Source organism: Salmonella sp. SAL00670 (genome assembly GCF_046552235.1).
Taxonomy (GTDB): Bacteria; Pseudomonadota; Gammaproteobacteria; order Enterobacterales; family Enterobacteriaceae; genus Salmonella; species Salmonella enterica.
Map to the genome: position 1 here is coordinate 359,650 of NZ_JBGDUO010000002.1, position 21,159 is coordinate 380,808.

Consider the following 21,159-nt stretch of genomic DNA (forward strand, 5'->3'; position numbering starts at 1 on the left):
ATCGATGGATGTTATCTTTTAGGTATCACATTAAACGATAAAATAGCGGAAATTTCTTTAGCTTGATTAAGAGTAAGGTTTTTTCGTTTATGCAACATGACGCCATACAACGTCGCTCGCTGCCGGAGCGTATTTTCCATGCTGTCTGTTTTGAAGGTATTGCGACTGCGATACTGGCGCCAACGACCGCCTGGCTAATGCAGCGCTCGGTGCTGGAGATGGGCGGCCTGACGATATTGCTGGCAACGACGGCCATGATCTGGAATATCATTTATAACGCTCTGTTTGATCGATTGTGGCCCGCGCATCAGGTGAGACGAACCGCCAAAGTGCGCGCACTCCATGCGTTAGGATTTGAAAGTGGGTTTATTGTCATTGGCGTGAGTATTGTCGCCTGGGTACTGAATGTCAGCCTGCTACAAGCATTCACCCTGGAAATTGGTTTCTTCCTGTTCTTTTTGCCGTACACGATGCTGTACAACTGGGCATACGATGTTTTACGCCAGCGAATAGTGACCCGCCGCCAACAGCGCGTTAGTGCATGATATTGCTCTTTTTTGCCGGGATCGCAACGCTCCCGGCCCTCCTCCTCCACGACATCCATCTGCTTAAAACGCCCCCAACTGACGCTATTTATGGTAAATTGCGCTTCTTTTTGTGTGTTTTATAGTTGATAAATTCAAATAATGTCTAAAATTTGGTCAAAAGATGAGACTCTCTGGAGTTTTGCATTATACGGAACGGCTGTAGGCGCAGGCACTCTTTTCCTTCCCATCCAGTTGGGATCGGCAGGCGCAATCGTGCTATTTATTACCGCGCTGGTCGCCTGGCCTCTAACATACTGGCCGCATAAAGCGCTGTGTCAGTTTATTCTTTCCTCAAAGACTTCTGCAGGTGAGGGAATTACTGGCGCCGTTACCCATTATTACGGCAAGAAAATCGGCAGTATTATTACCACGCTTTATTTTATTGCGTTTTTTGTCGTGGTATTAATTTATGCGGTGGCGATTACCAATTCCCTGACAGAGCAATTAGCGAAGCATATTCAGATAGATATTCGCATCCGGATGGCAGTTAGCTTCGGCGTAGTACTTATCCTGAATATGATTTTCTTAATGGGAAGACATGCCACTCTTCGCGTAATGGGCTTTTTAGTCTTTCCACTTATCGCTTACTTCTTGTTCCTTTCGCTCTACTTAACCGGAAGCTGGCAACCCTCGTTACTGACCGGGCAGATGTCTTTGGATAGTCACACGTTGCACCAGGTATGGATTTCTATTCCGGTGATGGTTTTTGCTTTTAGCCATACGCCCATTATTTCGACGTTTGCCATCGACAGACGGGAAAATTTTGGCGATCAGGCCATGGATAAATGCAAAAAGATCATGAAGGTCGCCTATCTGATTATCTGCCTGAGCGTGCTGTTCTTTGTCTTTAGCTGCCTGCTCTCCATTCCGCCGTCATACATTGAAGACGCGCGCAACGAAGGCGTTACCATCCTTTCCGCGCTCTCGATGATGCCCAATGCGCCGGCCTGGCTCTCTATTTCCGGTATTATCGTTGCCGTCGTGGCCATGTCGAAATCTTTCCTCGGCACCTATTTCGGCGTCATTGAGGGCGCAACCGAAATGGTAAGAACCACTCTACAGCAGGTTGGCGTGAAAAAAAGCCGGGCGTTCAATCGCGCACTATCTATCATGCTGGTTTCCGGGATTACGTTTATTATTTGCTGTATTAACCCGAATGCCATCTCTATGATTTATGCCATTAGCGGCCCGCTCATTGCGATGATTCTGTTTATTATGCCCACGTTGTCAACGTACCTGATACCGGCATTGAAACCCTACCGTTCAGTAGGTAATTTCATTACGTTGGTCGTCGGTTTACTTTGCGTATCGGTGATGTTTTTCGGCTAAAGTAAAAGATAGCCGGGATATAACTCCCGGCTATTTTATATAAGAATCCAGCACCTTTAATATTACGTCCAGATCTTCTTCACGTCTGGCTTCATCACTCTGATGAACGATATGCTCGGTCAGATGCCCTTTAATCACCTCGCGCATTAAGCCATTTACCGCGCCGCGAATCGCCGCGATCTGTTGTAACACGGCCGCGCATTCATGCGGTTCATCCAGCATTTTTTTTAGCGCTATCACCTGCCCCTGAATCTTGCTGGTTCTGGCTTTAAGCTTTTGTTTGTCCCGGATGGTATGTGACATTACAACACCTCACTAACATTAACGAATACAAATTATAGCATTACGATGCTACTGGGGGGTAGTATTCCATACTGGGGGGGAGTAGAATGACGCCCCACATAAAACAACTAAGAATCATTCTCATGGGTGAATTTTCGACACTTCTTCAGCAAGGAAACGGCTGGTTCTTCATTCCCAGCGCCATTTTATTAGGTATTTTGCACGGGCTTGAACCAGGGCACTCCAAAACTATGATGGCGGCTTTTATCATTGCCATTAAAGGTACGGTTAAACAGGCTGTCATGCTCGGTCTGGCAGCAACGCTTTCTCATACCGCGATCGTCTGGTTAATCGCTCTGGGTGGGATGTATCTTAGCCGGGCATTCACCGCACAATCAGTGGAACCATGGCTGCAGTTAATTTCTGCGATCATTATTCTGAGCACCGCGTGCTGGATGTTCTGGCGGACATGGCGAGGCGAGCAGCAGTGGCTGGCGGGAAACCATCATCACAACCACGACCACGACCACGACCACGACCACGACCACGACCACGACCACGACCACGACCACGACCACGACCATCATGGTCACATACATCCGGAAGGTGCAACGTCAAAAGCGTATCAGGATGCCCATGAACGCGCCCATGCTGCCGATATTCAACGCCGTTTTGATGGTCAAACAGTGACTAATGGACAGATCCTGCTATTCGGCCTGACCGGAGGGCTTATCCCCTGTCCGGCTGCGATCACCGTTTTACTGATTTGTATCCAGCTTAAAGCGTTTACGCTGGGCGCCACGATGGTGCTGAGCTTTAGTCTTGGCCTGGCATTAACACTGGTGACGGTAGGCGTGGGCGCGGCGATAAGCGTTCAACAGGCAGCAAAGCGCTGGAGTGGTTTTTCGACGCTTGCCCGGCGGGCGCCCTATTTTTCGAGCATTCTGATTGGTCTGGTCGGCGTGTATATGGGAATTCATGGCTATACCGGGATCATGCAGTAAATATGTAACGCTTCTGCTCAGGCCGTATCATTCACGTCGGGTTTCATTCCAGAAGCGTTTTTACTTATCAAACGGTATGAAAGGCCATACATTCAGCGTCCCGCCTGAATTCTGTATTTTACTCCACTACACCACAGGCAAAAAATACCCCACCGCCACCGGGTTTAGCCGGCGTGTCAGTGTTTCCGGATAGGGTCGCCGGAGGCGGGTTATTGCGGAGCGATAAACGGGGTTCGCTGCAGTGATTTACAAAACCGGGTACCAAACAGCAGTTCCCGTAATCGGTTCCGCATTCCCAGCTTCACCAGTAACCGGTATTTGTCCTGCCAGATTTGCTTCTCCTGTGTATTCAGCCTTCCACACAACGCTGACAACCTTCCTCGTCCACGGTAAACTTCCTGAAGCAAGCGTAACTGGGCCAGGCTCACTCCGCATGCCAGTATCTCCCGGTGCATCAACTGATCCATATAGTTCATCAACCGCTTCGGATTGTTAAATATCGGTGGCACTTCCAGAAAGCCCGTCACCGGATCCGGAGATAACAAAAAGGCGTCCAGCGCTCCTGTCCTGCGCAGGCGTGCGCCCCCGGCCCACTGTTCATCCCGCCGCCACCGAATAAGTATCTCCGCCAGTTCCTGCTCCAGCAGCGCCGGGATGCCGCCGTATACCTTCAGTACCACCCGGTCGCTGAAAAACAGCTCATCGCTGATAATCATAACCGGGTAGTCCGGCAGTATCTGTCTCAGGGAATAGAACAAAAAGAGATGTTCACGGGGACGCAGACACAGTATCAGTATGGCCTCCGGTTTCCGACGTAATTGCTGCAACAGAACAGGCTGCCTGTATGCGGTTTCACAGTTGCAGCCCGGCATAAATCTCCGGACCAGGTGTGCCACGGCGATCGTCACCGGCCAGCAGTCACCGTAAACGATAATCTGCCGGGCCGGTATCCGGTTATGTTCCGTCATCCTCATCCTCCTTCTTTTTCAGGATCTTCCCCGCATTTCTGTTACTGCACAGCCGGTTCCACAGTTCATTTGCCATCGACCTGTCACCATTACCGACCCGGCGTTTTGATACCAGCGGCGGTCCGGCTTTTTCACGGCGCGTGGACGGGGTGGGACTGTCAAGAACCCGGATAACATAAATCTCATAGCGTCGTGCTTTATTAGGCAGGGTCTGGTGACGGCAGATGCTGACCACCCGCGATGTTTTGCTTCGCAGATAGGCAATCAGGTAGCTGGCCCGTCTGGCCGTGATGTGAAACGCCTCTGCTATCTGGTTACGCTGAACCCAGTTCTGCTGCAACAGGCACCAGTGTGCCACAATGATATACAGGGGCTCGCCGGCATACTGGCGGACACTTACCGGAATAAAACAGGCATCATGGTTGGTCTGTCCGGGATAATGAATATCGTTACCAGGGGTAAGGTACTGCTTTTTTGCGTGTGTATTATCAGGGCACATAAAACCTCTCCATAACTGGGTAAATGATTTCCCGGAGGTGAAGAACAACTCTTAAATAGTATTTATTATTAATGTGTGTTTATTCGGGATTAGTTCCCCGATAACTCAGTCAGTTCTTTTATTTTTATTATCTGCCCCCCCGATTAGTTATAGGTAACAGTAACGGGTATTGCAGCAGAAAACGTTCCTGTCTTTACACTTCCCCCCGGGGTCGGGGTTATTACTGCAGTATATACCTTCGACACATTACCGGTGACAGCTCCTGTAATAGTAATATCCCCCAGTACTTCTTGTTTATCAAAAGTAATCTCTTTTCCTTTATCATCTTTTATTGAAAGCCGGAGCCCATTAGGCTGACCTTTGTTGGGGCCATCCAGGCTGACAAGATTCAGAGTTTGCCCGGTATCCTGTGTCAGTGCACCTTTCCCGAAGGTGATGGCCAGAGGGATCGTGAATTCCTGTCCCATAGCCGGTCGTAAAACCTGCCTGGCGATCACTGTAAAATTTGCCTGTCTGGTCTGTGAAGGTTCATAAGTCGTATAAATATGCCCAAAGTTGACCTGTAATGGAACAATGTCAACTTTACCCAATCCGTTTCTGAGAATTCTCACATTAAAACCAGATAAAACAAATCCGTTTTGTCTCAAAGAATAAGAAAAAGGTACAATATTTAAAACATTACTTATCCCCGTAAAAGCTGTAACTGCACTACTCTCTGAATATGCTTTTGTATATAAGAAATCCAGTGTTATCCTTACTTTTCGTTCTGTAGTCCCAACAGGTAGTTTTGTGCCAAACTCTTTTCGTAACTCATTTCCTGACTGAGTACTCTTTATTTCATCCCAGGAGAACGAAACAACACTTGAAGCATTTCCTGTTTCTTGAATGGACATTCTGAATCCAAGTCCCATCGCATCTAGTGTCTTGGTAAATTTACTGAAGTAGCCCTGATTAAATACCAGCTGTGGAAATTGCGTGTCATATCCCATGTAACATTTAAAAACTGCATCCTGATTGATTGTATAGATAACCGAATCCGGGCCAGGTTTAAAATCATCGGTTGTCAAATTTATACTTCTTAAATTAATATTCTGACCGGAAGTGACTGCACATTCATTTATACCTAGCTCAACCGCATACACTTTAGTCACACATAAAGAGCACAACATCATCACCAGCACGGTCAGTTTTGTTTTCAGATTAAAAATCCATTCTGTCATGATGTCGCCCCTGCGTCCTTAAACGCGCAGTTCAGGGCATCGCAGGTGTAGCGATTCATCTGCAGTCCCCCGTAATCATCAATATACCCCACCCACAGCGTCCGGGTTTCTGCCGGCAGAACAGCCTTTAAAGGCAGGTTCCCCAGGGGCGGCACCATCACGCCCTCGCGGAAACCGCTGAGCCTGTGGCTACGGTCTGCTCCCAGCCACGCCACAGTGATGTAGTACGGCGTCGGGTTTCTGAGGGTCAGATGTCCCGCATTCCGCTCAGCAGTCAGCTTTCTTTCCGGCTGGTCACTGCTGCTTCTGATAATGGCTTTCGGACGGTAAAACAGTTTCAGCTGGCTCTGCATGGCCAGCTGCAGGACGTTGTCGTCTTCCGGCTTCGGGGGAACGCCCCGCACGTTAAACCAGAACAGTGTTTCCCTGTCCTGAGGGAGCTTATCTGTCAGCCCGCGAACCTGGGTGATACGGACCTGGGATTTCTGTCCGGCATCAATACGCTGCAGCGGCGGCAGCGCCATCAGCGCATCGGTTCTCACCCCGTCAGCATCCGTCACCCAGGACTGCGCCAGGAACGGCGTGGTTTTGTCATCGTTATTCAGCGTGATGGCCACCGTTTTCTGCGGCGCATCCATGATAATACGGGTCCGGTCAACATTGACGGCCGCCGGGCTGTACTGGCTCCATGCCGCCGCCAGTGCGAGTAAAATCACACGGCTTCTTCTGCTGTTTTTCACCTGTTTTCTCCTTTAGACCTGCTCTGTGACAGGGATATTTTTATCTGCAGGGCAGTAACAGCGGCCCCCGGCTGAGTGTCACCGTTTCCGGCAGGGTGAGTCTGCACTGCACCCGGCCATCCCAGGACACATTCAGGGTCCGGCGGTCTTCCCCGCTGAGACCTGTCAGGTAGGCCAGACCGCCATCTCCGACCATCCCCGCGGTTCTGCCGGTTTTCCCGGACACCACCAGGGCGCCAAACGGCGGACTTGCGCCATCAGCCAGCCGGATATGACCGAGCACCTGCTCCCCCTGGTTGGCGTCAATCTTCCGGTAGCCCACCGCGCCCTCCGTCAGCACCTGGCTGATGACGGAGCTGCTGACGTCCACGTCCTCCGGCAGGGCGGCCACATCAACCGAAATATCGCTGCGGCGATAGCTGCTGCCGGCGCTCACCACGCCCACCCCGAAGCGGTTGGTCACCCCGCTGTTGCCGTTCACCGGCACACCGGCCACGTCTCCGGTATCTATCATCATGCGGGGCTCATTCCCGGCCATCGACTGGCTGAAAGCGGCACCGTGGGCGGTGGCAGTCACCGAGCCGTACCAGCTCAGGCCCAGGCTGCGGTACTGTCCGGGCTGCAGGGTGGCGTCCGCTGCCGCTTGGCCCCACGGCAGACGGCTCTGCACGCTGCCGCTGAAGCTGCTGTTGCTGCCGGTGTCATAACGGTTATGACCGGCGCTGATGTTCCATGTAGTGTCCGGGTTATGGAAATCGCTGTAATTCACGGTCTGCTGCAGGCCGCCCCGGTTATCTTTCTGTACGCTGTAACTCACCTGGCGACTGTCTCCCCACGGGATACTGATGGTGGCGTAGACCTGGTTCTGGCTACCCCCGCCGGTGTACTGGTTACGGGCAAACGACACCGAGGCCGAGAGTCCCTGAAGGTCGCCGAGACTGAACACCTTGTTGAGGCTGAGCATGTAGTTATTGTTGGACTGTGCGTTCCAGTAATTGAGCCGGCTTACCGAGAGGGCCGCGCTCATGTTGAGTACCGGAACGGACTGGCTATAAGTCACGGTGTAGCTCTGTTTTTCATGCCATGCATCGCCGCCGTCAGTGGTCCGACGCTGCAGGTACTCCGGCATGGACAGAAAATGGCGGTCCGAGAAGCGGTATCCGACGAACGCCAGGGTACTGCCGGTTTTATCAAACGTTTTGGCATAGTTGATACGGTAGCTGTAACCGGACTGCTTCTGCCCATGCGGCAACCGCGCATCTGAGCGGGTGACGTCCGCAGACAGAGCGCCCAACAGCCCCATATTCTGGCCGATCCCGAGCGCCGCGGACTGGTAGTCGCCGGTGGAGGCAATGAGGCCGCCATACAGCGACGTGTTGTTAAATGCTCCCCAGGTGGCCTCCCCGAGCAGAAAGTCAGGGCTGACCGTGCTGTTGTTATGCGTCCCGCCGTACAGCGGACGTCCGGCGGCCACCTTATAGCGAACCTGTCCCTGGCGTGCCATAAAGGGGACGCTGGCCGTGTTGACCTGCCAGGTCCGGACGCTACCGTCGCTTTCCCGGACGCTGACATCCAGGTTGCCGCTGATATTCTGGCTCAGGTCGGGAAGCTCAAAAGGCCCCGGCGACACCCGGGTCTGGTACAGAATGCGACCATTCTGGCTGACGGTGACCTGTGCATTACTGTTCGCAATGCCGCTAATTTTCGGGGCATACCCCTGAAGAGAGGGCGGCAGCATGCGCTCATCGCTGGCCAAAGTGAGCCCGGCAAAGCGGAAGGAGTCAAAAATAGCGGAGCTGAGGTACGTCTGTCCGAGCGTCAGTTTTGAGCGCAGTGCTGGCAAGGCACGGAACAGATACGTCTGCGGCAGATAAAAATCGGACTGTGATGCGCCCTGCCCACTGTCAAAACGGCTGTACTGGTAATCGCTCCGCAATCGCCAGGCGCCGAGATTAAACCCGGCGGTGCCGTAGAGGCTGTAGCTGGTAGAGGTTTCCCCCTGCTGCGGCATATAGCGGTTGACCATCAGGCTGTAATCAAGCAGGCCGGCGGTGACGCCGTCGCTCCAGCGTGAAGGGGGCACCCAGTCCGGGTCCTGATAACGCATCCAGGCCTGGGGAATAATGAAGGTCAGACGCTGATTTTCAGCGCTGTACCGTACCTGACTGTCAGCGGAGCGCAGCTCAAGGCATTGCCCGTCCGGGATACCGGTAACGGGTTTCAGGCCATGAATAATCTTATCCTTAAGACCCAGCATGGCCACCATGTCTGTTGTCACACAGATGACGGCCGCGTCGAGTCCGGCAACCGGTACAACCCTGACCGGATACTGTTCCCGTACCGGCTGGTCATTGAGCCAGATATCGAGAATATAGTTACCGGGCGCCACATACCCCTCGCGGCTGAAGGCCGTGAGGTCCACGTTAGACAGGTTCCCGCTGTCCAGCAGGCTGGCATTGAACTCCGTGGCCTGCGACTTCAGGACGGAAAATGTCAGGGTAATCAGAATGGCAAGCCGGGTAATTTTCATGGCATGGCGCTTTCGTGTTGTCGTCCGTGTAACAGACAGCCCGCAGGCACAGTCAGATATAAAAGCCGTCCGATCCCCTCCGTGGACGGCTTCTCCCTGTCGTTATTTACCGCGTGAAATCACAGGTATTTCAGGGTGTAGGTGACGGATGCGTTAACATCGCCAGGAGTTGCGGCATCTGTCAGGGCTATCAGGCGGGCAAAGAAGTTGAGTTCGTTATTCCCGGCCTGCAGTTGCTGGGCGTCGCCATCCGGCATCGGGGTATTGGGTGTAATCAGTGAGGTGTTGTCACCTTTCAGAAGCTGCACACCAACATGCTGGGCACTGCCGGTGCTGACGTAAGCTTTACCTGAGGTATCTGCTGTGCCACTGAAAGAGACGGTTACTTTAGACATTTTCCCTGCGGAGCCGGCTATTGTAGTTTCATTCGGATCGAAGGCGCAGTTCTGCAGATGAATGGTGAACGGTTTTGAGTCCGTGGTTGCATTGGCGGTATTCAGTTTACGGTAAGAAATCTGTCCAAACGGAACGGTGATCGCATCGTCGCCCGGTGCGATATCACAGGGTGAGTTGGTGATGGTACCAGTGAAAAGAATTTTACCTGAGCCGAACGGGCCTGCTGTGGGTGTAGTATCGGCGGCAAATACAGAAGCACCATACATCATACCGGCAGCCGCCATGGCAAGTATTATTTTATTACGCATAGATAATATGTCCTTTGGGTGAATGAGAATTATTTTGCAAAGGCTGAAAACAACTCTGAGGGTATTAATGAAAGCGTTCAGAAAAGATTCGTATGAATAATAAACGCCTGGTGTTAAACGAAGCACCTGAACTTTCCATCGAAAAATATTGATTTCAGCTAATGCCTAATCAGTTGTAAGAAAATTCTTATTCAAATTAAAACAATAAAAATAGATCGATACGATCGATGATTATGATCGTAATTTAAGAATAATCATCAAAGAAATACTTTTTAATGTAATTATAAGCGGGTGAATACCTAACAGACAGATATTCGCAGCGGACATGAAATATTTTGTAATATATTATCTGGAATGTATGTTTTGCTTTTCCATTACACTGGATATTTACAAAACATAATACTAATCATATATAACAATGAAATTACTGGTAGCATAAAAAACTGGATATAATGCAAGTAAAAGGCATTTAATTCCAAAACATTAACTTAATAAATCATTATGAACCATCATAAGTGGAAGGAATAAAAAATAATAAATGAAATGATATTCTTCTGTATTTGTGATGGGCATCACAATAGATATAAATGCAGGTACCCTGACATTTCTGAACTTCGCGGATGAAATTTAAAAACAATGCCGACAGCAAAGAACAAACTGGTAATAGCTGTCAGACATAATGCTGCCTGCTGTAATGTATACAGCAGGCTGGGGGATATTAATGCGCGGCGTCGTGCTGCACGGAGTGCGTGGGTGATTCCTGAACTGACTGAGAGTCTACAACTATGCCATCCTGAGCTGATTTCAGTAACAGACCTGCCTGATAGTATTTTCCTTCGTTCATCAAGGAAAGCGCTGTGGTCACATCCTTACGGGTTTGCTGAAGAGGAATGAGTTCCTGATTTTCAATAACACTGACGCCTGCTAGTTTCAGGGCCTCTATAGTCCCTTTTTTATCTCCTTCTTTCATTTTCTGGTTTGCTTTATTAATAGCATCATTTTTCTGGCCCGCAGGGAGATAATCTTCTGCTACCGTAATCGATGAATTTATCCGAATATAGTGGTCTCCTTCAACTGGGGCTTTTTTATCTGATTTGACATACAGATTCCAGTCAGTGCTGTCATCGTTCAGGAGTTTTTCTGCTTGCGCAGCCAGTTGTTCCGCCTTTTGGGTGCGACCATTAAACAACTCGAATCGCGACATTCCGATATCACGCATGGCCTGCCAGGCCTGTCCGGATATCTTGTCATTATTCAGAGTAACGTTATCAGTCATGTTTGTTGCGGCCATAATATTTCCTGAAAACAGGATAACCATCAGCGCAACGCCTGGCATAATATGGCTTTTCATAATCCATCATCTCCACAAAGTAACATTTTTTATCGGATTATCCTATTCAGAACCGGTAACCCACGCCAAGATTAAAACCATTGCTATTAAGGCTTCCGCTGTTATGGGTAGCATCAAAATCCGCTCCCTCATAACCCAGAGTTATAGCGACACTACTGACCGGGGTATAAGCCACGCCAGCAGAATAACCATATCCGACCTTACTGTCAGACTCATTTATCCCGTGATCACGCTGATGCAATAATACGGGGCCCACTTGACTATACAGACTTAACTGGTTATTTATTTTCCATGAGGGGCCTGCAAGCAGGGAGTAATAACGGGTTGTTACACGACCATTACTGCTTTCATCGGAATAGCGCTGGCTTCCATTTAGCCATGCAAATGAGGTTGTCAGCCCCCAGTCCGGTGACATTTCATAGTTGTTTGCCAGCCGTACCCCACGCAACGTCCCGGCGTGATTAGTATGGGACTGGGCGTATCCAAGTGAAAATGTACTGGCATTATCGTCTGCCCATACCGGACTGGCTGCAGCAGACAGCAGAACAATACCGGTACTTCCGGCTAATAGCATTTTGTTCATCTTCTTCTCTCCGGTTATTTTACCTGATGCCTTACTGGCATGTATTAAGTTAAAATCTTTCCGTGATAACAAACTATAAATAAATCTTTTAAATTATGAGCACTGTTACGCCAGCAAATAACTTTATCTCCGGCTGTCGGGAGGCTATTCACGAAAATATATCCAGGCCAGAAACAGTATTTAATAATAAATAAACTGGAAAATAAAAACTGACAAAAATAGAAGTTCACTGATATATACCAAAAATAATTTGAGTTGCTGAAAGGCGGCAAGGGAGTGAGTCCCCGGGAGCATAGATAACGCTGTGACCGGGGAGAGCAACAAATCTGCCGGGAGCAGACTTGAACGTCGCATGCGACGGCCCGTCAGGGCGAGGCCCATGGATGGACTGAGTAATCCGTAGCTAACACATAAGCCACTTGAAGTATGAAGGGTATATAACGGGAAAGAAGGCCTATCGGCCTGGTAAATCAACGTCTGTGATTTAAGTTGCAGGAAACGGCTATGGAGAGGGGGATGCGGCAGTTATCGGGCAGTAACGGCATTGTTCAGTGAGTATCCAGGAAACAAAAAAAGAAGGGAGCGGTACTCCCTTCGTAAACATGTCAGAATACGACATTTTGGTACTCTTTTATTTATTATCTGGCCGTAAAAGTTATGCTGTTGGCAGATATCTCCAGTCAACATAAAAAAATACCACCAGCTAAAAATGTGATGCAAACCACCATTAAGCAGCTAACCAAATTGACTGTGCCACTACAATCCGGAAAAGAGTTTGAATCCGGGGATAACATCTGATGCAGAAATTAGCACCAGTCTTCGATTCGGATACCCGGAATGCGTTCAAATTCGCGGAGATTGTTTGTGACGACGACCAGTCCGCGGCTACGGGCATGGCCAGCAATCATCTGGTCATAAGGCCCGACAGGTGTTCCCTTGCGGGCCAGTTCGGCACGGATTTGACCGGTATGTATCGCTGCCTGTGTATCGTAATCCAAAACCTCAAGGCGGGAGATAAATCCCTCCACGACGGCAAGATTACGCTCCGGCGCCAGGCTTTTTTCAGCACCGTAAATCAGCTCCATTAAGGTGATGGAGCTGATACACATTCGGGATGTATTGAGGTTGAAGCGTTCTCTGATGTGTTCGGGCTTATTTTTGATGGTGAAAATACAGGTATTGGTATCAAGCATGAATTTCAGCATCAAAATCCTTCCCGTTCCTGTACTGCGGGTTGTTCTCTGGTACTCATAAAATCAGTACTGGCGCCTTCGCCATCGAACCAGCTGTCCCAGGATTCTCCGACTGGAGTAATGATTCTGCTTCTACCAACCGCAATGATTTCGACATGTTTCACATCCTCCGGAAAGGATATCGATTTAGGCAATCTGACTGCCTGGGTCCGGTTACTAAAAAAAAGTGTTGTGTGCATAACTGCCTCCTTTCTGGATATACAACGCGTATATCCATTATGAGTAGAGGCGATGTATATGTCAAAGAGATATACAGGAAAAAATAATCCAGTCGCTTAACGCGCACTCCGCAGGGCATCCTTGTCCAACCCCGGCAATCGGGGAAAACGAGTTTCCCCGACTCCGGCATTTCTGAATACATCCAATGAAGGAAATACCATGCAAACAATGCATAAAAAACATATGTGCCGATGGCTTCTGCCCGGTTTGCTCGGTCTGGCTCTGTGTGCGCCAGTACCACATACTTACGCAGCCATCATTGAGGCAGGATTTTATCCGGAAGGTACAGATCTCCAGCTTGTTCTTAAGATAATTGAGACCGCGCGACAGGAAATCCGTCTGATGGACTATTCCTTCACCTCTTGGGAGGTGGTCCGGTTCGAACATTCAGTGAATACAAAATTCTCCATGTCAAAGTGATCGTCAGCGACGACCGCCACACCGAGGTGGACGCGTCAGAATCGCTGATCGGACACGTCGCAATCTACACTCTGACTTATAAGCCAGCCTGAATGGGCATGTTGGCTTTGAGGATCAGGCAAAAAACAACTGCGAATAAAGTCGTATGATGATCTTCACATTTATCATCATCAGCGTTCAGATTACTCAACCTGTAATCAACCTCTGGCGTTTTTCTGTATCCATCACAACCATTTCCGGTAAAGGTAAAAAAGGGATTTGAACCTTTCCGGAGATGATAATGAAGGTAAATGCATGGACAATTTTGCTTATGTCGGCGCATCTGACGGCCTGTACCGTCCCTGGCACAGAAAAATATCAGACCAGCATGGACAGCGTTACGGCAGAAAAAGTAAGTCGGATTATCCAGTCGGATGTCATTCCTTATAAAGGCGAAAACCATGGAGAAGTTATCAGCCGCGTATCGTCTGCTTTTCTCGGAACACCTTATCAGGCAAATACGCTCATCGGTGGGCCCGGCACACCCGAAGTCCTTGTAGCGAATTTCAACGGCGTGGACTGCTTTACCCTGGCTGATTACGTTGAGGCCCTGGCCCGCAGCGATAATCAGAAATCGTTTCTGCATAATCTTGCCAGGACTCGCTACGCCGCAGGCAAAGTTGCTTATCTCAGCCGCCGGCACTTCTTCTCTGACTGGTTCGCCGCAGTACCGCGTAATGCACGGGATGTAACGCCGTATATCAGCCCTGATTATATCGTTGTTGACAAGCAGCTTAACCATAAACCTGATGGCGGCGAGTACATTCCTGGTCTGGGCATCCATCCTCGTAAAATAAATTATATTCCCGGAAGAGCCATCAACCAGCAGGTCATGAACCACCTAAAAAATGGGGACTATATCGGTGTCTACTCCCCGCTTGACGGGCTGGACGTTTCACATGTGGGTATCGTAGTTCGCCATGATGAACAGGTGTGGTTTCGGAACGCCTCCTCATTGGCCGCAAACAGAAAAGTGGTGGACACACCGTTTATGGAATACATGCATTCCAGACCAGGCATCGTTGTGCTGCGGGCTGAATGATAAAGTCATTACCAGAGTCGCCAGAGCCGTCCGACATAGGCATTGAAACCCTGTTCACTGTGGGGCCGACAGGAAAAATTGCTGTAAATTCGTGGGGTTAGTAAATATTAGAAGATATTTGTCTGGAGCGGGCGAAGGGAATCGAACCCTCGTATAGAGCTTGGGAAGCTCTCGTTCTACCATTGAACTACGCCCGCTTTGAGATGCGTAAGGCATTATAAACCTTACGTTCTGGTTGGCAAGAGACTTACTGGCTGACTGGCGATTAATTCACCGTCAGCACTTCGGTTTACTCCCCTGCGGCGGCAGATAACGCAGCGGATCGATGGCCGTCGCCCGGTAGCGAATCTGGAAGTGTAGCCTTACGGATGCGGCATCCGTGCTGCCCATCGTAGCGATTTTTTGCCCCGCTTTAACGCTTTGCCCATTATTAACCAGCATGGTGTCATTATGAGCGTAAGCCGTAATGTAATCTTCATTGTGCTTAATCATGATGAGATTGCCGTAACCACGCAGCTGGTTCCCGACATAGACAACTTTACCCGCTCCCGCCGCATAAACAGGCGTTCCGCGCGCGCCCGCAATATCGATGCCCTTATTTCCGCCCTCTGCGGTGGAATAAGGTAAAATCACTTTACCGTTGGCAGGCCATACCCAACAGCGCTGCCCCACCGGCGGCCAGGAGGATTTTGGCACCGAAGATGACGGTCTGACCGCGGCAGTTTTTGTTGCTGTTTTATTGCTGGTTTTGCGTGTTGAACTGCTACTCTTTGCGCTGCCGCGCACTTTAATTCGCTGCCCCACCTCAATAGTATAAGGCGGAGAAATGCCATTCAGTCGGGCCAGTTCTTTCACGCTGGTTCCCGTGGCGCGCGATATACGATACAACGTATCGCCGCGCTTAACGGTATAGACGGAGCCGGAATACGTTCCTGAGCCGGAATTACTGGAACACCCCGCCAGCAGCAGCCCTGTGCATAACAGCACCGCAATACCCAGGCTATTTTTGTTCAGGCGTCCTGCGCTCAAAACCATTCCTCACTCTATTGACAGACGCCTTATGATAGCAGCCAAATGCCGTATGCCCAATCCATTGACGCCGGAAAGGGGCCGCGTGGATGATGATGCCGCGAATATCCGATATGCCAGCATAATATCGACTCACGGCACAATGGCGCTCGTCTGCGTTCTGTCAGGGCCTGTTTTGGTAATGCCTTTCTTTCTGTTATGCGCTACGCTGATCGTCTGAGTATATGGCCTGGCCATGCTGCCGGGTCATTTTAATTTTCAGGAGCTTTCATGACTGAGGAACATGTCGTTTTATTGGATGAGCAGGATAAGCCTTCCGGCACACTGGAAAAGTATGCGGCTCATACGCTTAATACGCCTTTGCATCTGGCTTTCTCCTGCTGGCTATTTAACGAAGATGGTCAGTTGCTGGTAACACGACGGTCGCTGAGCAAGAAAGCCTGGCCAGGCGTGTGGACGAATTCGGTTTGCGGTCATCCGCAACAAGGCGAAACCACCGAAGAGGCGATCATCCGCCGTTGTCGGTTCGAACTCGGCGTGGAAATTACCGATCTCACCCCCGTCTATCCGCACTTCAGCTATCGAGCGACAGATCCAAACGGTATTGTGGAAAATGAAGTCTGTCCGGTATTTGCCGCGCGGGCAACCAGTGTGTTACAGGTTAACAGCGAAGAGGTGATGGACTATCAGTGGAGCGAATTTAAAAGCGTATGGAAAAGCCTTCTCGCTACGCCGTGGGCATTTAGCCCGTGGATGGTCATGCAAGCGTCAGACGAACAAGCGCGTGAACGACTGCTCAATTACTGCCAGCGTTAAAGATTGCCTGATGGCGCTACGCCTGAACGAAGAGATGCCGGATGGCGGCTGATGCCCCATCCGGCAATTTACATCTTATTTCACCGGACGCATCGCCGGGAACAGAATAACGTCGCGAATCGTGTGGCTGTTAGTAAACAGCATCACCATACGGTCGATACCAATTCCCAGACCCGCTGTCGGCGGTAAACCGTGTTCCAGCGCCGTCACGTAGTCTTCGTCGTAGAACATGGCTTCGTCGTCGCCCGCCGCTTTTGCATTAACCTGATCCAGGAAACGCTGCGCCTGGTCTTCCGCATCGTTCAACTCGCTAAAGCCATTACCGATTTCACGACCGCCGATAAAGAACTCGAAGCGGTCAGTGATTTCCGGGTTCACATCATTACGACGCGCCAGCGGAGACACTTCAGCCGGATATTCGGTGATGAAGGTCGGCTGAATCAGATGCGCTTCAGCGACTTCGTCAAAGATCTCGGTGACGATACGGCCCAGACCCCAGCTCTTCTCGACGTGAATGCCGATGCTTTCAGCAATCGCCTTCGCGGAGTCGAAGTTGTCCAGATCAGCCATATCCGTTTCCGGACGATATTTCTTGATCGCTTCACGCATGGTCAGTTTTTCGAACGGCTTACCGAAGTCAAACACTTCATCACCGTACGGAACCTGGGTGGTGCCCAGAACATCCTGCGCCAGCGTACGGAACAGAGACTCAGTCAGCTCGATCAGGTCTTTGTAGTCCGCATACGCCATATAGAGTTCCATCATGGTGAACTCAGGATTATGGCGCACGGAGATGCCTTCGTTACGGAAGTTACGGTTAATTTCGAATACGCGTTCGAAGCCGCCAACCACCAGACGCTTGAGGTACAGTTCCGGCGCGATACGCAGGTACATGTCCAGATCCAGCGCGTTGTGATGGGTGATAAACGGACGGGCAGACGCGCCGCCTGGGATCACCTGCATCATCGGCGTTTCGACTTCCATAAAGCCGCGAGCAACCATAAACTGGCGAATACCGGCCAGGATCTTCGAACGGGTTTTGAAGGTGTTACGGGATTCATCGTTAGAGATGAGATCCAGATAACGCTGGCGATAGCGCGCTTCCTGGTCCTGCAGGCCGTGGAATTTATCCGGCAACGGACGCAGCGCTTTCGTCAGCAGGCGCAGTTCGGTGCAGTGGATAGACAGCTCGCCGGTTTTGGTTTTGAACAGCTTACCTTTCGCGCCGAGGATATCGCCAAGATCCCACTTCTTGAACTGCTCGTTGTAAACGCCTTCCGGCAGATCATCGCGCGCCACATACAGCTGAATACGGCCGCCTACGTCTTGCAGGGTAACAAAAGAGGCTTTACCCATAATACGGCGAGTCATCATACGGCCCGCGACGGACACTTCAATATTCAGCGCTTCCAGTTCTTCAGCTTCTTTCGCGTCAAACTCTGCGTGCAGTTGGTCTGAGGTACGGTCACGACGGAAATCGTTCGGGAACGGGATACCCTGCTCACGCAGTGCAGCCAGCTTCTCGCGACGTGCCTTCATTTCATTGTTAAGATCGACTACCTCGTCAGCGCCCTGTGCGTTTTGTTCAGACATGTTGATTCCTCATAGCCCTGCTTTCAAACTTGCTTCGATAAATTGATCCAGACTACCGTCCAGTACCGCCTGTGTATTGCGGGTTTCCACCCCAGTACGCAGGTCTTTAATGCGGGAATCGTCCAGGACATAGGAACGAATCTGGCTTCCCCAGCCGATATCGGACTTAGTGTCTTCCATCGCCTGTTTTTCAGCGTTCTTTTTCTGCATCTCCAGTTCATAAAGCTTCGCTTTCATCTGCTTCATGGCCTGGTCTTTGTTTTTGTGCTGCGAACGGTCGTTCTGGCACTGCGTCACGATTCCGGTTGGAATATGGGTGATACGCACGGCGGATTCCGTACGGTTAACGTGCTGACCGCCTGCGCCAGACGCGCGATAGACGTCGATACGCAGATCCGCCGGGTTAATGTCGATATCGATATCGTCGTCCACTTCCGGATACACAAACGCGGAGCTAAACGAGGTATGACGGCGACCGCCGGAGTCGAACGGGCTTTTACGCACCAGACGATGTACGCCGGTTTCAGTGCGCAGCCAGCCATAGGCATATTCGCCGGAGATTTTGATAGTCGCGGACTTAATGCCGGCGACTTCCCCTTCCGACTCTTCAATGACTTCCGTCTTGAAGCCGCGCGCTTCCGCCCAACGCAGATACATACGCAGCAACATGCTGGCCCAGTCCTGTGCTTCAGTACCACCGGAACCGGCCTGAATATCGAGATAGCAATCGGCGCTATCGTACTCGCCGGAGAACATCCGGCGGAATTCCAACTGCGCCAGCTTCTCTTCCAGCGTATTCAGTTCCGCGACGGCTTCGTTAAACGTCTCTTCGTCGTCAGCTTCTACCGCCAGTTCCAGCAGCCCGGAAACGTCGTCCAGCCCCTGAGCCATTTGATCAAGCGTATCGACGATCGCTTCGAGCGATGAACGCTCTTTTCCCAGCGCCTGCGCGCGCTCAGGTTCGTTCCAGACATCCGGCTGTTCCAGCTCGGCGTTTACTTCTTCCAGACGCTCTTTCTTAGCATCGTAGTCAAAGATACCCCCTAAGAACGTTGGTGCGTTCCGTGAGGTCCTGAATGCGGTTATTCACCGGGTTAATTTCAAACATGGTCTGATTTCTTTTATTTGACTTGTCAAAATGCGGTTATAAGGGCGAAATATTAGCGGATTTCGCCCCTTAATTACAGCGAAAGTGTTGTTAAATCGCCCCGATCATAGCGGCCAAATATCATCGATAATAATCTGTAAACTACGGTTGCCGCGAAACTCGTTAATGTCCAGTTTATAAGCCAGTTCTACCTCCCGCACGCCGTTATCCGGCCAACAGGTCGTATCAATATTAAATGCGATGCCATCCAACAGCGGGCCGCCGCCGACAGGCTCCACCATCACCTTGAGGTGACGCTCGCCCACCAGACGCTGCTGTAGCAGACGGAAACGACCATCGAATAACGGTTCCGGGAACATTTGCCCCCACGGTCCGGCATCCCGCAACAGTTGCGCCACTTCCATAGACATCTCCGCCGCGCTTAATGGACCATCGGAGATCACCTCGCCTTGCAATAGGGCAGGATCGAGCCATTCCGTCACCAGCTCGCCAAAACGTTGCTGAAACTGCTCGAATTTATGCTCTTCCAGCGACAATCCCGCCGCCATCGCATGACCGCCGAACTTGATCATCAGATCAGGGTAAAGCGTATCCAGCCGTTCCAGCGCATCGCGCATATGCAGCCCCTGAATCGATCGGCCTGAGCCTTTTAGCGTGCCGTCGCCCGCAGGCGCAAAGGCGATCACCGGGCGGTGAAAACGCTCTTTAATGCGCGACGCCAGAATTCCGACCACGCCCTGGTGCCATTCAGGATGATACATCGCCAGACCGCCCGGAAGCGTTTCACTACTGCGCTCAAGCTTTTCGCACAGGATAAGCGCTTCCGCCTGCATCCCCTGCTCTATTTCTTTGCGCGTCTGGTTAAGCGCATCCAGCTCGCTGGCCAGAACACGCGCTTCGCCGAGGTTGTCGCACAACAGTAACGCCACGCCAACGGACATATCATCCAGCCTGCCGGCGGCATTCAGGCGAGGCCCCAACGCGAAGCCTAAATCACTGGCGGCAAGCTGCTGCGGATCGCGATTCGATATCTCCAGCAACGCTTTAATTCCCGGACGGCATTTCCCGGCACGAATACGACTTAGCCCTTGCCAGGTCAGAATACGGTTGTTAGCGTCCAGCGGCACAACGTCTGCTACCGTTCCCAACGCCACTAAATCCAGCAGCTCCGCCAAATTCGGCGGCGCAATGTTGCGCTCGTCGAACCATCCTTTGTCGCGCAAAAATGTTCGCAACGCCAGCATCAGGTAAAACGCCACGCCGACGCCCGCCAGCGACTTAGACGGGAATTCGCAGTCGCGCAGATTGGGATTAATAATCGCTTCGGCCTCCGGCAACGTGTCGCCTGGCAGGTGGTGATCGGTCACGATCACCGGAATCCCCAACGTCTTTGCATGCGCTACGCCGGCGTGGGATGAAATGCCGTTGTCTACGGTGACGATAAGCTGCGCGCCGCGCGCCTTCGCCTGATCGACCACTTCCGGGCTTAAACCGTAGCCGTCCTCAAAGCGATTAGGCACCAGATAACTGATGTTGTCACATCCCAACGCACGCATTCCCAATACGCTTAGCGCAGTACTGGTCGCGCCGTCGGCGTCAAAATCGCCAACAACAATAATGCGGATACCTTCGCGAAAGGCGTTGTAGAGGATCTCCACCGCGTTATCTATGCCGCTAAGCTGTTGCCAGGGCAGCATTCCTTTCACGCTGCGCTCCAGTTCGCGGGCGCTACGAACGCCCCGGCTGGCATATAAACGTCGTAGTAATGGAGGAAGATCGGCGGGGAGTTCCGCCGTCTCATCAGCCTCGCGCCGACGAAGTTGTCTCTGTTGTTTCACGCGTA

General features: G+C 51.1%; 21 protein-coding genes and 1 tRNA gene. 6 read left to right on the forward strand and 16 right to left on the reverse strand.

Features of this window, described 5'->3' with window-relative positions; all coding sequences use genetic code 11:
- Positions 1–89 precede the first annotated feature (89 nt).
- The gene (locus ACLJRS_RS09120) at positions 90–545 is read left to right on the forward strand and encodes a multidrug/biocide efflux PACE transporter (protein WP_001519547.1); all 456 of its coding nucleotides are present in this window, start codon (positions 90–92) and stop codon (positions 543–545) included.
- A 141-nt stretch (positions 546–686) separates the two neighbouring features.
- Complete coding sequence (locus ACLJRS_RS09125; protein WP_000036837.1) at positions 687–1,916, forward strand: amino acid permease; 1,230 nt, start codon at positions 687–689, stop codon at positions 1,914–1,916.
- Between the two features lie 30 nt (positions 1,917–1,946).
- On the opposite strand, the gene rcnR is transcribed toward ACLJRS_RS09125, so the two are convergent.
- Positions 1,947–2,219, reverse strand: coding sequence for a Ni(II)/Co(II)-binding transcriptional repressor RcnR (gene rcnR, locus ACLJRS_RS09130; protein WP_000019953.1), 273 nt, complete (start codon positions 2,217–2,219; stop codon positions 1,947–1,949).
- A gap of 122 nt (positions 2,220–2,341) precedes the next feature.
- On the opposite strand from rcnR, the gene ACLJRS_RS09135 reads away from it, so the two are divergent.
- Positions 2,342–3,202 carry a nickel/cobalt efflux protein RcnA gene (locus tag ACLJRS_RS09135; RefSeq protein WP_000503707.1) on the forward strand — a complete coding sequence of 287 codons (861 nt, stop codon included), beginning with the start codon at positions 2,342–2,344 and terminating at the stop codon, positions 3,200–3,202.
- Between the two features lie 209 nt (positions 3,203–3,411).
- Here ACLJRS_RS09135 and ACLJRS_RS09140 read toward each other — a convergent pair whose 3' ends face one another.
- From ACLJRS_RS09140 to vapB, 10 genes are all read right to left on the reverse strand, one after another.
- Positions 3,412–4,170: a transcriptional regulator gene (locus tag ACLJRS_RS09140; protein WP_000134791.1), complete on the reverse strand. Its 759-nt coding sequence runs from the start codon at positions 4,168–4,170 to the stop codon at positions 3,412–3,414.
- The gene (locus tag ACLJRS_RS09145) at positions 4,157–4,669 is read right to left on the reverse strand and encodes a CaiF/GrlA family transcriptional regulator (protein ID WP_000336259.1); all 513 of its coding nucleotides are present in this window, start codon (positions 4,667–4,669) and stop codon (positions 4,157–4,159) included. The genes ACLJRS_RS09140 and ACLJRS_RS09145 overlap by 14 nt, the downstream gene beginning before the upstream one ends.
- Before the next feature lie 143 nt (positions 4,670–4,812).
- Positions 4,813–5,889: an outer membrane protein gene (locus tag ACLJRS_RS09150; protein ID WP_000141329.1), complete on the reverse strand. Its 1,077-nt coding sequence runs from the start codon at positions 5,887–5,889 to the stop codon at positions 4,813–4,815.
- Entirely contained in the window at positions 5,886–6,629 is a 744-nt protein-coding gene (gene stdC / locus ACLJRS_RS09155; protein ID WP_000798504.1) for a fimbrial biogenesis chaperone StdC, read from the reverse strand. The genes ACLJRS_RS09150 and stdC overlap by 4 nt, the downstream gene beginning before the upstream one ends.
- Positions 6,630–6,669: 40 nt before the next feature.
- Entirely contained in the window at positions 6,670–9,159 is a 2,490-nt protein-coding gene (gene stdB / locus ACLJRS_RS09160; RefSeq protein ID WP_000705483.1) for a fimbrial outer membrane usher protein StdB, read from the reverse strand.
- 119 nt (positions 9,160–9,278) lie between these two features.
- The gene (locus ACLJRS_RS09165; protein ID WP_001244638.1) at positions 9,279–9,863 is read right to left on the reverse strand and encodes a fimbrial protein; all 585 of its coding nucleotides are present in this window, start codon (positions 9,861–9,863) and stop codon (positions 9,279–9,281) included.
- A gap of 718 nt (positions 9,864–10,581) precedes the next feature.
- Positions 10,582–11,214 carry a YfdX family protein gene (locus ACLJRS_RS09170; RefSeq protein WP_000835265.1) on the reverse strand — a complete coding sequence of 211 codons (633 nt, stop codon included), beginning with the start codon at positions 11,212–11,214 and terminating at the stop codon, positions 10,582–10,584.
- 46 nt (positions 11,215–11,260) lie between these two features.
- Positions 11,261–11,797 carry an STM3031 family outer membrane protein gene (locus ACLJRS_RS09175; RefSeq protein WP_001038506.1) on the reverse strand — a complete coding sequence of 179 codons (537 nt, stop codon included), beginning with the start codon at positions 11,795–11,797 and terminating at the stop codon, positions 11,261–11,263.
- Positions 11,798–12,603: 806 nt separating this feature from the next.
- Complete coding sequence (vapC, locus tag ACLJRS_RS09180) at positions 12,604–13,002, reverse strand: tRNA(fMet)-specific endonuclease VapC (protein ID WP_000911337.1); 399 nt, start codon at positions 13,000–13,002, stop codon at positions 12,604–12,606.
- Positions 13,002–13,229: a toxin-antitoxin system antitoxin VapB gene (gene vapB / locus ACLJRS_RS09185; protein WP_000557549.1), complete on the reverse strand. Its 228-nt coding sequence runs from the start codon at positions 13,227–13,229 to the stop codon at positions 13,002–13,004. Before vapB ends, vapC begins: the two co-directional genes overlap by 1 nt.
- 208 nt (positions 13,230–13,437) lie before the next feature.
- Between vapB and ACLJRS_RS09190 the strand changes: the two genes are divergently transcribed.
- Entirely contained in the window at positions 13,438–13,689 is a 252-nt protein-coding gene (locus ACLJRS_RS09190) for a hypothetical protein (protein WP_001673708.1), read from the forward strand.
- 274 nt (positions 13,690–13,963) lie between these two features.
- Positions 13,964–14,770, forward strand: coding sequence for a DUF1460 domain-containing protein (locus tag ACLJRS_RS09195; protein WP_077906611.1), 807 nt, complete (start codon positions 13,964–13,966; stop codon positions 14,768–14,770).
- A gap of 123 nt (positions 14,771–14,893) precedes the next feature.
- Here the strand turns inward: ACLJRS_RS09195 and ACLJRS_RS09200 are convergent.
- Together ACLJRS_RS09200 and actS are read right to left on the reverse strand one after the other, a co-directional pair.
- Positions 14,894–14,967 (reverse strand) — tRNA-Gly (locus tag ACLJRS_RS09200).
- A gap of 79 nt (positions 14,968–15,046) precedes the next feature.
- A complete protein-coding gene (gene actS, locus ACLJRS_RS09205; RefSeq protein WP_000244328.1) occupies positions 15,047–15,805 on the reverse strand; it encodes an amidase activator ActS in 759 nt (252 codons plus the stop codon).
- A 264-nt stretch (positions 15,806–16,069) separates the two neighbouring features.
- Between actS and idi the strand changes: the two genes are divergently transcribed.
- Positions 16,070–16,615, forward strand: coding sequence for an isopentenyl-diphosphate Delta-isomerase (idi, locus tag ACLJRS_RS09210; protein WP_000133994.1), 546 nt, complete (start codon positions 16,070–16,072; stop codon positions 16,613–16,615).
- 75 nt (positions 16,616–16,690) lie between these two features.
- Here idi and lysS read toward each other — a convergent pair whose 3' ends face one another.
- The 3 genes from lysS to recJ form a co-directional block, all read right to left on the reverse strand.
- Positions 16,691–18,208, reverse strand: a complete 1,518-nt coding sequence (lysS, locus tag ACLJRS_RS09215) for a lysine--tRNA ligase (protein WP_000003339.1) — start codon at positions 18,206–18,208, stop codon at positions 16,691–16,693.
- 9 nt (positions 18,209–18,217) lie between these two features.
- A protein-coding gene (prfB, locus tag ACLJRS_RS09220) for a peptide chain release factor 2 (RefSeq protein WP_410957785.1) occupies positions 18,218–19,316 on the reverse strand; the annotation gives its coding sequence in 2 pieces (ribosomal slippage) (positions 18,218–19,240 and positions 19,242–19,316; 1,098 coding nt in all).
- A gap of 104 nt (positions 19,317–19,420) precedes the next feature.
- The gene (recJ, locus tag ACLJRS_RS09225) at positions 19,421–21,154 is read right to left on the reverse strand and encodes a single-stranded-DNA-specific exonuclease RecJ (protein ID WP_000813389.1); all 1,734 of its coding nucleotides are present in this window, start codon (positions 21,152–21,154) and stop codon (positions 19,421–19,423) included.
- Positions 21,155–21,159: the final 5 nt, after the last annotated feature.

Bases quoted from the DNA above. Each gene is read 5' to 3' on its own strand.
- ACLJRS_RS09120 (WP_001519547.1), top strand. From the start codon at position 90: ATGCAACATGACGCCATACAACGTCGCTCGCTGCCGGAGCGTATTTTC.
- ACLJRS_RS09125 (WP_000036837.1), top strand. From the start codon at position 687: ATGTCTAAAATTTGGTCAAAAGATGAGACTCTCTGGAGTTTTGCATTA.
- ACLJRS_RS09170 (WP_000835265.1), bottom strand. From the start codon at position 11,214: ATGAAAAGCCATATTATGCCAGGCGTTGCGCTGATGGTTATCCTGTTT.
- stdB (WP_000705483.1), bottom strand. From the start codon at position 9,159: ATGAAAATTACCCGGCTTGCCATTCTGATTACCCTGACATTTTCCGTC.
- ACLJRS_RS09135 (WP_000503707.1), top strand. From the start codon at position 2,342: ATGGGTGAATTTTCGACACTTCTTCAGCAAGGAAACGGCTGGTTCTTC.
- ACLJRS_RS09190 (WP_001673708.1), top strand. From the start codon at position 13,438: ATGCATAAAAAACATATGTGCCGATGGCTTCTGCCCGGTTTGCTCGGT.
- idi (WP_000133994.1), top strand. From the start codon at position 16,070: ATGACTGAGGAACATGTCGTTTTATTGGATGAGCAGGATAAGCCTTCC.
- vapB (WP_000557549.1), bottom strand. From the start codon at position 13,229: ATGCACACAACACTTTTTTTTAGTAACCGGACCCAGGCAGTCAGATTG.
- ACLJRS_RS09145 (WP_000336259.1), bottom strand. From the start codon at position 4,669: ATGTGCCCTGATAATACACACGCAAAAAAGCAGTACCTTACCCCTGGT.
- actS (WP_000244328.1), bottom strand. From the start codon at position 15,805: ATGGTTTTGAGCGCAGGACGCCTGAACAAAAATAGCCTGGGTATTGCG.
- ACLJRS_RS09165 (WP_001244638.1), bottom strand. From the start codon at position 9,863: ATGCGTAATAAAATAATACTTGCCATGGCGGCTGCCGGTATGATGTAT.
- ACLJRS_RS09195 (WP_077906611.1), top strand. From the start codon at position 13,964: ATGATAATGAAGGTAAATGCATGGACAATTTTGCTTATGTCGGCGCAT.
- ACLJRS_RS09140 (WP_000134791.1), bottom strand. From the start codon at position 4,170: ATGACGGAACATAACCGGATACCGGCCCGGCAGATTATCGTTTACGGT.
- lysS (WP_000003339.1), bottom strand. From the start codon at position 18,208: ATGTCTGAACAAAACGCACAGGGCGCTGACGAGGTAGTCGATCTTAAC.
- ACLJRS_RS09150 (WP_000141329.1), bottom strand. From the start codon at position 5,889: ATGACAGAATGGATTTTTAATCTGAAAACAAAACTGACCGTGCTGGTG.
- ACLJRS_RS09175 (WP_001038506.1), bottom strand. From the start codon at position 11,797: ATGAACAAAATGCTATTAGCCGGAAGTACCGGTATTGTTCTGCTGTCT.
- vapC (WP_000911337.1), bottom strand. From the start codon at position 13,002: ATGCTGAAATTCATGCTTGATACCAATACCTGTATTTTCACCATCAAA.
- rcnR (WP_000019953.1), bottom strand. From the start codon at position 2,219: ATGTCACATACCATCCGGGACAAACAAAAGCTTAAAGCCAGAACCAGC.